Source organism: Acinetobacter haemolyticus (assembly GCF_003323815.1).
Taxonomy (GTDB): domain Bacteria; phylum Pseudomonadota; class Gammaproteobacteria; order Pseudomonadales; family Moraxellaceae; genus Acinetobacter; species Acinetobacter haemolyticus.
Genome location: NZ_CP030880.1, coordinates 902,384 through 922,277, shown reverse-complemented (window position 1 = coordinate 922,277; position 19,894 = coordinate 902,384). Strand labels below are relative to the sequence as shown.

At 36.7% G+C, this 19,894-nt stretch carries 1 protein-coding gene (only partly in view); it reads right to left on the bottom strand.

What is annotated here, in order from left to right; translation table 11 throughout:
- Positions 1 to 19,894, bottom strand: the 5' portion of a protein-coding gene (locus tag DS737_RS16210) for a tandem-95 repeat protein (protein WP_113996841.1). The gene continues 14,768 nt to the left of window position 1, outside the view; the window shows 19,894 of its 34,662 coding nt (coding positions 1-19,894); its start codon is at positions 19,892 to 19,894; its stop codon lies beyond the left edge, outside the window.

Sequence of the window (19,894 nt, the reverse complement as noted above, 5' to 3'; positions counted from 1 at the left end):
TTGCTCCTTCTGGTAAACCTGTAACCACATAACTGACAGAAGCAGGCACATCCGACATCTGCACTGCCTGTCCTTGTGGGTGTGATTTAAAGGCAGGTTCAAATCCTGGATTGTCAGGGTCAAACGCAAATACACTTAAGCGAACACTTGCACCCTCCAACACAGTCCATGTTGGACTAGATTCAAATTGTGGTGCAGCATTGGCATTATTTACTACCAATGTCAATGTTTGCGTTGCAACTGTACGAACAGGAATACCACCATTACTTGGAGTATAGGTTGCCACTAAACGGATTGGAATATCATAACTACCCGCCTGTGCATAACCTGGTGTCCATTCTAGCCAGCCCGTATCTTTATTTAGGATCGCACCACTTGGTAACCATTCAGCACTATAATTCAGTTTGATATCCTGACCAGAATACTGCATCAATCCATGTGGTAGGTTTCCTGCCAGTTGTAAACTAAAACGCTCACCCTCTCGTAATTGCTGTGCTGCCACAGGCAATAACACAGGTTTTTCGTAGCCTTGTTTTACCGTAATATTGAATTGATAACGGCTTTCATGTTTCCCATCAGATACGATCAACTCAATATTTTCATATTGACCTGCCTGATCATAAGCTGGTGTCCAAGTTAACATGCCTGTAGCGACATCAAACTCAGCACCAGCAGGTAAATTACGCACAACCATACTGAGACGATCACCATCCTCATCTGCTGCCAAGAGTTGCTGACTGAGACTTTGTCCTTCCGTTAAGACGATATCTCGTATCGAAGCAATCACTGGCACATGATTTGCGCCATCCACCTGAATTTTGATTCGTTTAAGGGCAACGCCACCACGACTATCCACTACTTTAAGCAGAATTTCACTATCTACACGATCTTGAGTCGTTGGAGTCCAATGCAATTGTGCATGTGCTTGATAGCCTTGATCTGTAATTTGACCGATCTGATCAAAACTCAACTGTACACCTTGTGGTGCTTCCACAACACTCCAATAGAACTGATTACCGTCCTGATCAGTGGCTGTTAAATCCAGATTCCAGCTTTCATTGACATTAGCCTTGAGTTTAGTTTCATCATAACTCATCACTGGTGGCTGATTGTCATAAGGAAGGGCATAGACCTGATGTGCAAGATCGAATTTTAATAAACGAGCAGCATCATTCGATAGGGTGATATCTTCCGCTTTGACCACAGATACAGTAATACCTGTGAGGCTTTCTCCAGCTTTTAGACTGCCACTATGTGCCTGTAAATAACTGCCAATGTCCAGTAACCACAATTCATTTTGTAATCCTTGACCCTGTATTGCTGCAACAATCCCACCATTAAAATAATGACCTGGATCAAGTAACAATAACAATGGTCCCTGAATATTGTCCTGACCAATATTGGTGAGTTTTACATCATAACTGACCGTGCCATTTAAACGATCTGCACGGGTTTTATCAAACTCAATGTGAACAAAGGCACTGTAGTCAGTCACTGTAGTAAATGCCGCGGTATACACACCCTCAAGTCTAGTTTGTTTCGCACTCTGTAGATTAGAGGACACCTCAAGTCGCCATTGTCCAGCAGCAATATTTGGTAAAGTCACAACGATACTATTGGTGGCCTTATTCCATTGCACTGATTCTGGAGTCAGGACTTGATTAACATTCTTGCCTACACCGACGAAACGATAGTTTGCTGGATTTAAAACGCTGGCAACATCAGTACTATCATTACCATTATTTCCTAACCACATTGCCTGATCAAAGCTGATGGTTGCATAGCTTAATGGTAGTGGAATATAAGCACCATCCTGAATTGAACTGGCAACGACCGTTGGAGCTTTCAGCAAAGCAATTTCATCAATCGTATTAGTTTGTGCAACCAAGATACGCTGGTCATGTGTAATCAGAATCGATTCACCACGAGAACCCCCTTGGGCCAATTGAATTGCCTGACGTTTTGCCAAGCTAATCATCCAGACAGCCGCATTATCCTGCTTTGGTAATGGTTTGCTGTTATTGCTGAGCTGTTGGCTATTATTGGCAGAAGCAAATAATAAACCTTCAAACGCAGTACCTTTTTGTCCAAAGACCAAACTATCAATAAGACCATTTAAGGTATATTCAACTTCTGCTCGACCCTTGGTTTTTCCTGTCAATGGGAAACTGATGATATCGGTTTTGCCAACATGAGAGAGAATATTGGCACTGGTCCAGCGGACTGCCCATAAACGACCATCTGGTGCAAAACTTAAATCAGACACCAAAGCATTAGAGAAATGCGCCCATTGCTGACCTTCTGGTGCATTAAAATCAAAAATCTCAATGCCATTACCAGATGAAACATAGATGCGATCTGTTTCAGGTTCAACCGTCAAAGCATGGGTCAATGGTTCATTGGCAGGTCCTTTGATTCGCTCAATAATCTGACCTGTTGAATAATCCAGTAACCACAATTCCTGTCCAGTGAGTACCCATAACTGGCCTTTTGAATCGACTGCCATATCCATAATCGGTTGATCAAAGGTATACAATGGTTTTTGTTGAGTGCCACCATCTTCTCCATAGATAAACAATTGATTACGATACTGTCCAGCACTGACCAAAATACGATGGTCAGGCAATTCAACCATAGCCAATGCACCCACTCCGCCTTGACTGGCATTAAAACCACTGGCAAAAATATTTAGAGTAAAAGGCGATAAAATAGAATTTAAATCAGTATTTTGATTTTTATCAATTTGCCCTGCCAAACCTTTTTGTGTCTCAGTAAATAGTACATTATCTTGATAATGACGATCCTGAACTGCTTGAGGAATCTGTGCAGTTTGCTGCACGGACTCAGGGCTACCGATTTCAGTCAATAATTGTTGTCTTGAACCATCATCGGGAATCACAGCATTGCGCACATGAGCAATCTCCTGATTTCCTGCAATATCTGTCGCAACAGCAAGAAACTCATACTGTACACCCACCTCCCCAACAAAAAGTAATTCACCTTGAGCTTGAGTCAGTTGTTTATGCCAAATTCTAAAATCACCGCCATTTTCTGCCACATATAAAGTGACATGCTTAATACCACTCACATCATCTTGTGCAATCCATTGCACCTGATAATGTACTTGATCTGCTGTCGTACTTTGTTGAGAAGTAACTTGTAATATCGTCGTTGGACGTTGATTGTCTAAAATATAAGTCAATAATTGGCTATCGACAGGTGGTGTTTGATTTAAATAAATACGAGCCTGTGTCACGATTTCTTCATTGGATTTTGCGGTTGCAAGTGACTGAATGGTATAACCAACAAAGCCTTTATTATTGCCATCCAACTTTAATAAATGGTGCAGATTCTGTGTTGAGACCTCACCTGTATTTGGATCAATGGCTTGGATGAGCCAAGTGAGTACTCGATTTTCTGCATCAATACCCGCACTGATTCGTAAGATAAAGCCTAGACTGCCTGTAAAATCAAAATCACTACTAAAGCTACTACGGTTTTCTGGTATATGGATATTGATATCACCAATTTTGATATCTGTTAAACGTAAGGTATATGGATCAAGCTGTTCATCAATTTCTGTTACTAGACGAATTTGATTTAATACAGACTCTGTTGTGTTCTGGAAACTGATTTTAAATGGTAATGCAGTATCACTTGGCACGTAAGTTTTTCCATCCACATGTGGCATGACAGATGGACCTTGCACATGGACAATATCTTGATTAATCGCAGCCATTTGCTGTAGGTATTGCGTCAATGCAAGTGCTTGTGCCCCAATCGGATTAAACTCTTCATCCAATAGACCTAAGTAGCGCAAATACTCTAATTGAGATTTACCACCAGCAAAAATATTAAAGTTAATAAAATGTTTGTTATTGTCATGATTTAAAATCAAATCTTCTGATGTGATATTCTTTGGAACAGGACTTAATGCAAAAGCACCATCTTCACTTGTACGAGCTTCGTAGTACGCAATTTGCGCTTTTAAAGCTTCTGGATCACCTGCCCATTTTGAAGTATCTCCATACCATTTTTGCATTTGTTCAAAAAATGCCAACAGACTTGCCTGAGTTTGATAATTTTCACCAGCTTTAGATAACAAAATCCCTGTAGCTAGATTTGCTGTTAAACTCAATACCTGCACATTATCTCGAATCGCTGGTGCCTGATTTTCTGGGCGTAATAATCCAGCATCTTCTAAGGCAGCCAACCACCCTTGTACCCACTGATCTGCATCCGCAGCCAATGCTTTTAAGCTTACACTTGCCATCACATCTGCCAAAATTACATCACGCATTTTTAGAGCATGAGTCATTTGATCTTGTATAAACTCAACACGAGTAATTGGTGTTGCAGCAGCGGCAATATTAAAACGAAAATCCAATGCTAAGAGTTCTACCTTAGTTAAACGCTCTTCAGGATCAAGGAAACGTGTTGCCAATCCAGCCGAAATTTTATTTAAATCCTGAATACCATTATCTAATAATCCTTGTACTTTCCATTCTGGATGAATCATATAGAGTTTTTCACGCAACCCTTCAAAATCCATATTTATCCATTCTGTTAAACCTGGATAAGTTTGAATATTAAAGGTGAATCCAGTAAACCCAGATGCATTCATGTCAAAGGCATAACCTGGGGCAAGGTTAATCCCTGAAGTATTTAATGTTCCATCTAGACTCGCCCAAGGAATATTTTTTAACTTATTAGAATCTGTTGGGGTTGCACCATAGTGCTGTGTATTTGCTTGATCCCCTAAAATAATACCTGATGGTTGCCCACCCACATTTGAACCAAAAATAATGAACGGTAAATTAAGTCCTTCAATTAAATAATCATTATACCCCATCTCTACAGCACCAATATCCAGACGCACGTATGGGGTATCAACATTAGTTAAACTTTGGAGGGAAACACTATAAATACCAGACTTACCTGGTTCAATTTGGCTTGCACCTCCCAGACCAATGGTGACATCAGGTTCAATTGCTCGTTCCACCAAATAGCGATAAGGTTCAACAACCCGATCACCATTTGGATTCGTCACAACAATATCATACAAACCGTGTGGCACTTGGCGTAAATCAAACACTGCACGAATATGCGTTGCATCAAGTACTTGCCAACGTTCTGGTTCAATCTCAAACACACCAGGACGACTCAGTTTAACTAAAGCTCCTGCTGCAAATTGAGCACCATAGATATCCATAGTCACCCAACGGTAATCATCTGTACCTGTTCCACCCTGATCTGGTGTCACCTTAGTAATAGATAATGGTAAAGTTTCTGCAATAAGGGTTGCGGCTGTATTTTTCGCAGAATGACTAGACTTAACTAGAATATAATAACGTCCAGCTTGTGTTATTGGGACAAGAAGTTCTTGATCAGGTGAGCCAGCCAAAGTATAGGCATAATCATACTGCCCACTACTTGGAACAGCTTCATAACGAATATAGATTTCATTTGAGCCATTAATTGCACTTGAATCTAAACGCACTCTTAATGTTTCACCTTCACTTACTTCAGCTTTATATAGATATTGGTCACCTGTACTTAATTTTAGATCTGTACTCGTATTTAGCAATAGCTGTGGAACAGTCACTGTAAGTGTAGAAGCAGATGAGGATTCATTATTTGACTCAGCCGGCGCAATATTTAAACCAGTTTCAGTGTAAATAATATCCCCTTCATATACTTCATTATAGATATCAGGTCGAACAATAACATACCATTCACCATCTTGAACTGTAGGCAATAAGGTCTCAATAAAGCCTGTATATTGCTGTTGAGCATTTAATCCACCTTGATGATTAAAACGCCCCAACAAAATATCCTGATTATCCCATATATTATTTTTAGATAAATACACTGCATCTGACCATTGACCATATGCTTGATAATCAACAACGTTTTTAACAGTATATTCAATACGAACTTTTTCACCTGTTTTTACTTGGTTTGGAATTGTAATATCTGTGACCTGTAAATCTACTGGATCAGGTTGAATAATCAGTAGGGGTTGTTCAGCAGCAAGCATATTATTGAGATCATTACCAAACTCTAAGACCTTACCTGTTGCACCATCACGATAATAAGCAGGATCAGTCACCACAAAGACATAATACGTCCCTTTCATTTCTGTTGGAATTTGTGCCTGAATAGAAGCAGAATACTCTGCATTTTCTGCCAAACCTCCATGATGATTGACATAGCCTAATAGTTTATCTTTATTTAAATCTAAGACCCGATCAGTAGATAAATAAATTAAATCCGTCCATAAACCTTGATCTGATGGTGTTTTACCTCCAAGGTTTTTTACTGTATAGCTAATATCTATTTTCTGTCCTGAAATTACATTCGTTGGACTCGTTACACTGATCACTTGTAAATCAGGTGGGCTCACATAGTTAATAGTTAGACCAATTGATTTTTCATTATTACCCTCATCTTTAAACTCTAGAACAGCGGCTTGGTGATAACCTTGTATCTTTTTGACTGTCTCTAAATTTTTTCTAATACTAGACACACTTTCTATTGGTGTTTTGCCTGCACTCACATAATTTGTATCAGCCTTAATAATAAGATTAAAGTCTCCACCAATTCCAATAGGTACCGTGAATGTTGCAGACTGTGTATAGGATTCGCCTACTTTTAGTACATCATTCAAGGATACTTCTTTTACTTTACTTGAGACTTCTACGAATCCACCACGATCTACAACAGGGTAATCAGAGGCATCAATTGTATTATCAATAGATAAGTAGACTCCATCAATCCAGTTCTTCACTCGAGTATCACGAGTTCCCTCATTTTTAACCGTCCAAGTAACAGTAATCGTCTCACCTGCATCTGGATTAGGATTTGAAATTTGAATATCCTTTATAATTAAATCTGGCTCACGGTAAATAATATTTAACGATGTTGAAGCCATATTATCTTGTGTTTGATTTTTTTCAAAAACACCTTTTTGATAAAACTCTAATACCCCTACATTATATGAACCATTTGTTGCATCTAGAGGAAAATATGGTTTTCCGTTGCGATCTAAATTTGCATCACTAAAGATATAAATATAATATTGTCCGTCATAGCCAGCAGGAACACTAAATTGTCCTGTTGTTGTGTAACTTGCACCAGATATTAATCCTTGTGCATTGGAATGAACGACACTCCCAATCAATGTTGAATATTCAGGTCTATATTCTGGATATGCACTAATAACAATATAGTCTGTCCAAAATTGTGTTCCTGACCAAACATCAGCTCCCTGATTTTCTACAGTCCAAGATACTTCAACTTTTTCACCTGAGAATACCTGTGGATCCACAGTAATCTCTGTCACGACCAAATTTGATGCAAGTGCAGTAATTAGAGATTCAACGGATAAAGTATTATTTTCTTTAATCTTCTCCACTTTAACTTTGTTATTTTTATCTTTTAATTGCTTGGTATTAGTCTGTACAATCAACTGTAACCCTGTAACAGAAGGTGCTAATACTGGAACCATTTGCTCAACAGTATAAGTCTCGTTGTAACCTAATTTCCGAGTCTGGTTAAATTCTCCCAATTTCCATTTTATTGTTGCTTTAGACAAATCAGTATGATCAGCCAGCCATACCTCATCTGTCCATGAGCCTTCAAATTCATCAGCTCTGTTTTTAACAGTATAACTAAATTGATAGCTTCCCCCTGCAACAGCTTGTATCGGTGCCTGTATATCAACCACTGTAAAATCTGGTGGTGAGAAACCTAAAATATCAATTGCTCTTGCTTTATAATTATTATTATCAACCTGAGTGGCATCATCCAAATTGATATTCGTTGCTAAAGTATCTTCTAGAATTGCATCATAGGTATCACTCCAAACCGTAATATAATACTGCCCTGAATATACACCTTCTGGAATCGTAACAGTGAAATGCCCTAAATAATCCTCTCCAACTTCAAGATGCCCTGTATGTCTTAATTCTCCTAGCTTAATATCACCTTTTGCTGGATTTGGCTGGCGTTTATCAACAGTTAACCAAATACTATCAACCCAACTATTGATACTACTATGATCACCTTGGGTTTTTGCAGAACCTTTATTGCTCACCTTATAATCGACAGTAATTTTACTTCCATGACTTGCCTGATCTGGTGCAACCACATCACTGGTAATCAAATCAGCAAAAGGAACAGGTTCAACATAAACTTTTTCTACACGAACATTATTATTCTCATTTGGATACTCATCCACCTGACTTCCAGAATCGGAAACCACAATAACATAAACATCACCACGATAACGTACTGGGATGGTAAATTCATCTGTAATTGTCGTATAACTTTGTGTTGGTGCTAATGCTGACCCACTATCATAACGGCCAACCAAAATATCATCCGCACTTAATTTACCATCAAGAGATAAATAAACAGAATCTTTCCATTGATTACTGGTCACCAATGGTCCCATATTATGAACAGTAAATTTTATACTTGCTTTTCCGCCTGCAATTACAGTAGCAGGTGCTTCAATTTGGGTGACACGCAGGTCTGGACGAGGGTTTAAATCCACACGCAATATATCATCAGAAACAAGTATATTATTTTGACGAGCAAAGGCATATTCATAAATTTGAGAAGAAACACCGTGCTTACCTAAATTTGCATTAGTGGTAACCTCTAAACGCCAACCCCCTTCTAAACGAGCAGGTAAACGTAATTTTTCTGTTCGAGTATACGTTTTACCCACCTCTAAACCTTGTGTATAACTAAAGCTACCTAAAGAAATTGGGGATTTAGCTGGATCTAATGAGATTAAACGGACATTATCGACCCAATGTCCTGTTGCATTATTGCCACCTTGATTACGTACTGTCCAACTAAATTCAATTTCATCTCCCTCCATTGCAATCTCAGGAAGTACAATATCCTCAACAATAAGGTCTGGATAATCGGCTAAATTAATTGGAATAGAAAGGCCTAACTTCTGATTATTATTTCCATAAACAAACTCAAATACACTATTTCCTACATCCGTACCAACGTTTAGATAATATGTTCCAGATAATCCATCTGGTAATGTTACCGTCAGTGCATGTTCATAGTTTTGGTTAACTGCCAAATATCCTAAATGTTGGATTGAACCCAATGCCCACGTCTGCCCTTTTCCATCGACCTGACTACTTAACCAAATACGATCAACCCATGCATCCTTATCTGTAATCCCTATACCATAATTGCCTACAGACCACTGAACCGTGGTTGTTGCCCCGCTTATAAATTGTTGTGTATGATCAATTGATAATGTATCTACCTGTAAATCAGCATAAGCTTTCGGTATAACATCAACAGCATGCTCAGATTTAACTGTATTATTTGACTCTAAGTTATTTTCCCAAACTTGCTGTAAACTGTCCGTTTGAACAAATATATAGCCATGTTTAGTAAAATTAGGACCAAAACGATATTGAATAGATGAAGTGTAACTTTCATCTATTGCTAAAGCACCATGATGTACAACTCGACCTAAAATAATATCATCCGAATTTCCAATCACATCATCACTCGAATAAATAACCGTATCTGTCCAAGTCGTACTTAGTCCAGCACCTGTTCCAATGTTAGAAACGGTCCACTCGACTTTTAAAGTAGCAGGATCGGCAATTATCTGTGTAGGAACACTAATATTTGTGACAATTAAGTCAGCATATTCTGCTTTAGCAATATTAACTTGTTCAATATATTGATTATTATGCTCAGCATTATATTCTGCATTGTTATTAGAAGCATCTGTCACAATGATTAGACGCCATTGACCTGATAAATCCTGTGGAATTTTATAACTTAATTGTCCTGTTGCCGCGCTACCTGCCAAAATTTCAGTATGAACAACCTCACCAATTTTAATATCTTTACTATCAACAGTATCATTTAACGACAAATACACGATATCTTTAACGTTTTTGGCTTTTGCTGTTCCCTGATTCTGGGTCTGCCAGGCAATCTCTATCGTTTGACCACCTTGTAAAACTCCTGATGTTGTGACTTGATCTACTATCACATCTGGACTGATGACTTCAATATTCTGTGTCAGCTGGTGATTTACCTGATCCAATTCACGAATATAATTATATACATCCGAAATGACCTCTAAACGCCACTGTCCTAAGCTGATATTCGGTACTGTAATTGTGATTTGTTGAGTGAAACTCTCATCTTTAGCAATATGACGATTAAATGATGGTGTAGTTAAAATATATGTTTGATTTGGATTCGCGATATTGACTAAACGTATACGGTCGTAAACAAATCCCGCAAAATCTGCTGTTCCCTTATTTTGTAAAGTATATTCAACTACAACTTGATGTCCTGCTTGCCAGTACTCGGCAGTATGAATCTCAGACACTTGCAGATCAGGCAGTTTTTCAGACTCTACAGTGATTGGAATTGATGTTACATTATTTGCCGTATAATCTGGTTCATAGGCAGCTCCATAACTATCTGTTTTTACAAATAGATAATATTCACCCTCATTACGATTTAACTTAAAATCCAAATAAGCTTCATAAGTCTCATTTAAACCCAAATACCCCACATGAGTCACAGAACCCAATGCAACAGCTGTTGCATCAAAAGATGATTTACTTGAAATATAAACTGTATCTACCCAACGATTAATATCTGTAGCGAGATTACCTAAATTAGAGACTTTCCAAGTAATACGGCCCTGTTCATTAACACTTATAAGATTCGGTGAGCTTAAAATTTCAGGAGTGAGATCAGTAAATGTCTTAAATACATTAAAACCATTTGAGATCAAACGATTATTTAAACGTGTATCAGGCTCTTTGATGCTTTGATTAATATCGCTAATTACCACAATATAATACGTACCCTCCAAACGAGCAGGGACTTTGACAGATACATTCTGTTGGTAACTTTCTCCAACAGCTAATTCTTTGGTTCGATTAAAATTAGCAAGTACAATATCATCTGCATTACCAATCGTTGCATCACGACTTAAAATAACACGATCCACCCATTGTCCTTGTGCGGCTTTCTCCCCTTGATTGCTGACACTCCACTGTACTTGCGCAAAAGCACCCGAACCAACTTCTAATGGTACAATAATATTCGACACCACAAGATCAGCATAAGTTTGAGCAACAGCAGAAAATGCTGTAGTCAAGCCATTATTATTTTCCGCATCGCCTGCATCGTTGACCTCATAAATCACGCCCTGACCCACAATATTACTATCAGCAATGACCTCTACAATAAACTGTCCTACGCCTGCCAGACCTTCTGGCAAATTAAAGCTAAAGTGACGATCTCGAACCTCTCCTGCCAATAACGGTTCAGCATCTTGCCCGGTAAACGCGACAGCAAAATTAAGTACAATTTTACCTGATGAACCATCGGCATTCTTTTCTCGAACAATAATACGGTCTTGATAGTTTTTAGGGGTTGCAACACTGCCCTGATTATAATCCTGCCAGCGTAATGTCACTTGATCACCAGCTTGCAAATGCTGTTGTGCTATTTCTAAATGTTTAACAATTAAATCCGGACCTGCCACAACCTCTAAGCGAGTTTCATTATCAAACTCCAAAGAGCCAGTTGCATCATGCTCGGCAACCTCATTGAGTGCATCTACTTTCACTATCACCACAAAACGTCCAGTCGCATGATTTGCTGATGGCCAATTAAAAGCGATTTGACGCGATACGCCGTGGTCAGAAGCTATATCCTGATTGTTTTGTTGAATATCCTGCCGTGCAATGACCGCACCAGTGGTTAAATTGATGACCTCAACACGCTCCACCCATGAACCTTGCGCTGCGGCACTACCTATATTTTTTGTTTGCCAATTTAATAAAACAGTATCACCTGCTTGCCAATTTTCATGCGGAGATAGGGCAACATTCTCTACGACCAAATTTGCGTAATCTTTGAGTACACTGTTAAAAGTCGTGCTTAAATGATTATCTAGTTTTGCTTGTACAGTTTCCTTCTGTGCATTGTAATAGTCACTATCGATCACAACTTCAAACTCACCCGTACCTAATATGCCTTCAGGTAACTGAATATAAGCATTACGTTGGGCTATTTGTTGAGGTAATAAGCCTCCTGATTCATATTCAGAATATGGCACTAAACTTTGTGCCAAAATTTCCCCAGTATCTTTACGCTTAATTAATACACGATCAGTAAAATCACCAAAAGTTACTTGTTCACCTAAATTTTTTACTAGCCACTGAACCTCTAACAAACTACCTGATTGGATTACTTGTGATTGAGAGACCTTTACAACAAGATCGCTGATACTTAAATCTACTTTTCTTTGATTATTATAAATATCAATCACTAAAGGCTCAGATGGCGCATGAACATACACTGTCATACGGTAAGGCAGTTCTATATCCCGAGCATCAGTTTCATCTAATAAAATGGTATATTGACCAGATACAGACGCAACAAACTCTGAACCTAAATTATGTGCTTCACTACGTGAGATTGATTGTGAACGCCCATAAGGATCGATAACGATTAAGTTTGTAGAATAGTTGTATTTCCAAACATTATTATAATAACCAGTTGTTCTAATGATTAAATCTTCAAAATCAATAAAAATTCGATCACCAACCTTAACCTCTATTTGATAGACTTGTTTTTCACCTAGCGGTTTTAAACGATCTTCTACAACTTTTCCACTTTCAATTTGCTGAACTTGAGTGAGATCAAGCAATTTAAATCCATAATTTTTGGTCGTAAACTCTTGTGTATAAATTCTAAGTTGATAACGGCCTGCTGCTAATGTAATTGGTGCATAATACGAATTTAGTGCATAGTTTCCTATTGTGCTACCAGCCTGATTAACAACTTGTAGAGTCACACCACTATTGTTAGTATAATTTAAATGATCTAAATATAGCGTAGACACTTTCTCAAGATTCAACTCATAATAATGACTTTGATTCTCAGCAGTTAGAATCCCACTATTGATTTCATTCAAAAAAATAGACTGAATATTATTGATTCTTTGATCACCTAGCCAATCAATTTGAAACGTGATTTGACCTGAGTAAATAGATGTTTCATGACTTTCACTATAGTTGTTGTTATCAAATATCAGATAGTATTCACCAGCCTGATCAACATAAATTGGAGTTGAATCAATATTGCCTGCTTGATTCGTTGAGGATACTAATTGTCCATATTGATTATATACTTTATAACGTAATACCGTACCAGAGGATGCTAGGCTATTAAATTGAATATATCCTGCTTGCTCAACACTAAACTGATAAATATTATTTGCTTGACGTGTTTGTGTGTTGGTTGTGGTAATCGATTGACCTAACTCAATGTTTTGCTTTTGTTCTGAAATATTGACCCATTTGAATTCAGCAGTACCGATTGAGTAGCTAGATAGACTTCCTCTTACCACATAAGTACCCAGATCCAAGTAAGCTAAATGATTCGAACTCGATAAAACCTGCTGGTTATTAGCAATATTAATTACCTTTGTGCTACCATAATGATAATACTCATAACTTACTGCCATACGATCTAAATAATATAAGCCAGGCTCTTTGACTTCAAAGTAAAATAAATTTTGATCGTTTACGCTATTATTAATAGCCCCCCCAAAAATACTTTCAGAAACAATTGCTTCAGGAAATACTTGAGGTAAAGTATAGTTAACAACAGGGCTTAACGCACCAGCACGACGCGCAATTTGAATACTATTCTGTCCAACTGAACCCGCAGTGAGATTTGTATTATTGATCGCATTATAATTATTATTATATGCGCTTAAACCAATATAATAAACGCCTGTGCTTGGTACAACATATGTATAACTATTACTAGTGTTACCATAGCGTGTACTATAGACCTGCTGACCGCTGGCATTAAAAATACGGGTATTATAATTTGTACTGGTATAGGCATTGATCACCAATGTATCACCTGCAACAAGCATCAGCTGATACATGTCTACATCTTTATTAGTATTTGCCCCATCGCCTATATAGGTCTCCAGCGTATATAAAGTACCTTGTGGTACAAAAATCTCTTGTGCAGTTGCTAGGGTTTCTCCCGCATCGGTTGTCACTGTTAATTTACTATTTTGACGTTCTAAATAAAACTCTTGCTGTTCTAATGCTTGCTGACTGCTGACTTTCAAATAATAAACATCTGTAGATATAATTGAGAAATTACCCTCGTTGTCAAAAGCTTGTAATTGCTCACCATTTTTATTAAGCAACGTAATCTGGCTATTGACCAACCGTACAAACAACTGATCATCTTGGTTCAGCATCACGCGATAATAACTTTCTTGTTGTGCTGTCTGATTAATAGTTAATGTTTTAATGCCATCAATAAATAATTCTTGTGCGTTTGAAGTAGTTCTTTTTTGATGGCTAATAACATCATCAACAATATACTGTGCATTAAACTTATAAGCACTATGATTATCATTATTTGAGCTGATTTCAAGTCGATACTGGCCGGCTCTCAAATAAACTTTTGCCTGCTGTAAAGTCGTTAAGTTGTTATATTGTGATAACAGCGTGTTATTTGGTCCCAAAAGTCTTAAATACATGGCAGACTGATTAAGCTGCAAATCTGTTAGATTCAACCAACCATCATTTTCCAAGTTAAACTGATATGAATGTGTGCTATCAAAGGTGTAGAGTGTATCAGAAACCGTCTGATCAAAAATCAAAGTGGTCTTTCTGCTTTCCACAGGATAAATTTGAGCTGTAATAGGTTTTACTATCGTTGAAGTATCTGTACGTTTTACCAATACATATAAACGTTGACTATTAGCAATAAACGATGGGGCACCATTACTCGAGTTATAGGTATTAAGTAAAATGCTACCCGAATCATTAAATATAGAATAATATAAATTATTAGAATCAACAAAATCAATATTATACTTTTTCCCAATCTCAACATTTATCGCATATATTGCCATTTTTTGATTTACGGCAAGCGTTGCTGTTAATGGCTCAATATCATCAATCACCGTATAATGGTCTGGTAATGATAATAATCTGAGTTGATAGCTTCCTAAGGCTGTACGATTAGAGTAGAACTCAAAAGTGTGTTCACCAGCAGGTAAATAAATCACTTGATATTGATTCGAAGCTAAATTAATACTTAGCTGGCTACCAGTCACATCTTTCAAATAAGCATAATTTACGTTTCCAGATAGTGAGTCTAAAATGACTGTTTGTGGCTGCGCTAATGTGAGCTTATAGCGGTGTACTTCACCAGCTTCTGACAATACACCTGACATTGATTGATTTAGCTCAATTTCTTGCATGATGATCTGTGGTGTACCAACTCTGATGCTTGTAGAGCGTGCCTGTTGCCGTTGTGACTCATCTGAACCTTGTAGGCTTAAATAGTATATCCCATCTTTTTTTAGATTAACTTTAACAGCCGTATCTGAAGTGCTAGATTGCGTAGCAGATGCAATCTGATTACCCAAATTATCATATAAATACCATACTAGATTACGTGCAGTCGTACTGGCAGTTGTACGCGGATCAATTATCCAATCCTGTCCTGCTTGTCCAGTGATCTTCCACACCGTTGTTTTTGCACTTAGATCTAGTGTTGTCGTGACCAGTTCATCTAAAGGTAATTCTACTGCTTGAGTTAAATCTGTAATTGTAAAGTCAAAACGACGCGTAGCATTTGTGTAGTCAAAATGATTACGGATGACCAGATCATAACTACCTGCATCTAAAGTTAATGTTTTATTTAAATACGTACTCCCTGCACTGACAGTCCATAACGCAGTCGTAGAATAAGTTGGCTTTAAAATAAACTCTAAGCCATAGCCTAAAGTTGCTAAATTTATGTGTGTTTTCTCAGCAACATCAAATCTATATATTTTTTGATTATTATCTACATAGTTAACAGTATTAGAAATAAATTCACCAATATTATAGTTTTGAATTGTCTCCTTGCTTTCCAAACTAAATGTAATGTTATTCCTATAACCTCTAATTGCCCATCCGCTAGCAGATGAATACTCCTGTCCAGAAGTAACTAAGTAATAGCTTCCTTCAACATCAACTTTAAAGTTAGCTCCTCGATTACCTTGTAAACTATAGACCAATTGTCCATTTTCATTAAATAAATAGTATTTTAATTTAGATGAATAAGCGTAATAATCATATGGATAATAATCATAACTATACTTAGACAACAAATCATATTCCTGCCCTGCTATCAAATCCAATTTTAACACTGTATTCGGCACACTATTGCTATAACTCACTGTAACAGGCATATCCACAGCAAGGTATTTTATAGCTTTACTTTGTGTTATGTTAAGATTTAACTGACGAGACTGATTGGCAATTGCCTGTGTGTTAGTTATTTTTACTGTATATTGACCTGCTTCTAAAAAATAAGCCTTATTATCACCGTACCAATATAACTGCTGAATGATTTGATTTCCATTTTCATCAAATACTTGATAACTATATCCTGCTTGACTTGGAATTAGTTCAACCAGACCTGTTTCTTCAATATTAAATTGCAGGATTTTAGTTTGATTTTGTTGATAAAAATAAACTGTTGAATTTTCATCTAAGTTAACAGGTATTGCTAAACTGGTACTTGTGAGCAATGAGAACTGCATGTTGTTGAGTACAGCATTGCCATTTGTGGAGTAAACAACCAATCGATAGTCTTTTTGATACTCATTTAAATTCAGGGCAAGAATATTATCCGTGAGCACGCCATTCTGTACTAATCGCCCGGCTGTATTATAAAGGCGATAATTTAATCCTGCCCAGCTGGAAGCATTTTGTGCCTGAATATAATAGGATTGGTTCTGTTGCGCATTAAATTGATAAATAAAAGCAGGTTGGGTAGAAAAATTAACTGTTTGAACGGTATTTTCTGTTAAATTTATTGCCTGATTGCTAATGGTAAGAGTAAATGCTTGAACTTGTTGCAGTCCCGAAAACTCAATACGGTAGTTTCCTTGTGTTAACCACTGTACAAATCCAGCATAATTTAAATCAAGATTGCCTAAAAAAACAGTACCCTTTTCCAGATTAATGATTTTTACATCATTAAATGGTAGTCCAGCAAATGCTAAGGCATATGAATCCGATTGATTTATCGTAAATGCAAATGCCAGATTTTCACTCACTTGTTGCGCAGGAACGAGTTTAATCTGATTAAGTTGAATAGTTTGTGCTACGCTTTCTGGTATTGGTGTGGTTGCACTTTCGGTAGGATTGATAGATAACGATTGTGATGTTAATGTCTGGTTTAATATTCCAATATAAATATTTTGTGAATATTGAGATAAAATCTCCAGATTCGTTGCAGGACTAGCACTTTGTACTAATATATTACCTAGATCATCCCATACGGTAATAAGAACACCACTCTGTAAAGGTTGCTCAAAATGAATGGTGTATTTTTTATCTTTTTGAGTATTGAGTAAAAATATCTGCGACTCTAGATTTTCAATCTCTAATGGAGTTTCTTTATTCAACTCAAGTTCTTCATATAACTTTGTAGAACGAATTGATATTGTTTGTTTTATATCTTCCAATATATTTTTATGAACAACAATCTGATATTGACCTTGCTCTAAATAAATTGCTTGTGTTCTCGCCTGTTCATCTCTGGACAATGACTTATCTAAATTTTTACCGACTATTCTAATATCGGTAGCATATCTTGTACTATCTACATCAAGAAAATACAAACCACTTTTTGCAACCGTGATATTATAAAGTAATTTCTGATTATTTATAGAATCATCTAAATTTACATCCAGAGACTGATTATCATTTAATGTAAAGTTTTTCTCTTTTAGTAAACTTTCATGATCAGCATCAATCATTGTATACTCAACTTTACTAGATTTAGTATCATTGGGCATCAACCATAAATATGATAAACCTTTTGTAATATTAACTAAATTTGTAACACCTTGTCCTGTTACTACTCCAAAACTATCAGTTAGATACCACTTGGCATTAAAGTCATAAAAATCTAAAACAGTATAATTAAAATTAGAGTTAGTACTACTCTGTTCTACTTTTGTTAATCGAACTGTTAAATTTAACTCTCCAGTATAATAACCACTAGTGTTTGCACCAGTAACAATATTAAAATTATCTCTACTTCCATATGAATGGAATGCAAGATAAAAATCACCACTGTTATTAAATGTATAGTTTAATGGACTATCATCTGTTACTACAATTCTATTACCTTGAGCATCATATACACTTAAATAACCATCAATGCTACCATTTGGGGTAGAAACATATAGTTTATCACCTTGCTGCACTCTGATCTTATAAACATCTACATCCCCCTTAGAGTCGTTATTATCTCCAAAAACAACTTTAAGATTTTGATCTTGGTTGGATCTCAATCTTAAATATTGAGCAGTACTTAAACTATTTCCAACATCGCCCACAAAATTAAAACTCTGATTTACTTGATATGAGTTATAAATTTTTAGTTTGATAAGTCTATCAGTCTCATTACTTAAATTCTCACTATCAAAAATATTAAATAATTGGTTTTCTACTGTGGTAATAGCAATAAAATATTCTTGATCTACTTTTGATGTAAAGCTAAACTCTTGAGTATTTTCTTTTTTCAGAACGTTGCCATTCTTATCGTATACTGTAAAGTTAACTATTTCATCTGTCTTAAATTTTAATACCTCATTTGTGAGTAAATAATACGAATAAACAGCTGCTTTTTGCTCTCCAACTTCTGCATCATAAACTCTAGTATTATTATCAATAAAGACCTGACTAATATTATCATCAAGTTTGATCACTTGAGTTGTCTGCAATGAAGATTCTAAATCTATCTGCCCATTCTGACCAAAAGTGGCGGCAGGATTGACGCTTGATTTAATTTGAAAACGAATACTGCCTAATGTATTGGTTAAGCTTCCAACCTCAATTCGGTACAGTCCTGTTTTTAGAAAAACTGGCGCATAATTAATATCATTATCTGTGGTATTTGATGAGCGTACTGTATTGCCCCATTCGTCTTTAATAATAAAAGTATAGTTATTTAGACCTGATGATAGCTTATCCAGTGCAATCCATTGATCATCCTGCAAGTTTAACTCGTATACACTCAATTGTGACGGAGTCGTAAAATTTGCATCAATTTCTTGATCAACTTGAATGGATTGAACTACTGGATGAGAGTGAAACAATTTAAAACTTGCTCGAAGTGAATCCTGTAACTCCGAACCCTCGATACTTAACCAATATGTCCCTGTTTTATCAGCAGTAAATCCTTGATCGCTATTTAGATTATTTTTATTAATTACTATTTTTGCATCGGGGTCAAAAAGACTCCACGTTCCATAGGATTGTTGTACTGACAATGCATCAAAGAATAAACGATCCCCAGCCTCTACATCAAACCGATATAATTTAGCACTCGAGGCTGGTGATAATTCTATTCCAGTATTTTGATTCAATACCAAAGATTCTGCACTATTTTCGCCAATCAGATGAAATTCGAAAGAGGTTTTCATGTCATCCAAAGCATCTACCGTTAAAGTATATGTATCCGGCTGTAAATCTAAGAATAGATGGCTTTGGGTTGTAAAATTGACTGTACTAAACTGATTTCCTGTTTGGGAACCGTGCAAGTTCCACTGCATCTTATTGTTATCAATTCCATCAAAGAAAAATTTTGTTTTTTCATTAATGACAAATTCATATCTTTTCTGTTCACCAGGTTGATCTATGGTACCTGAGATCTCATGTACTCCAGGCATAAGATCTGCAGAAAGCAAAAGTTTTGGTTCAAGCTGTTCCACAGTCCACATTTGTTCTTGTGTACTTGTATTCATTTCTTTATTGTTCAT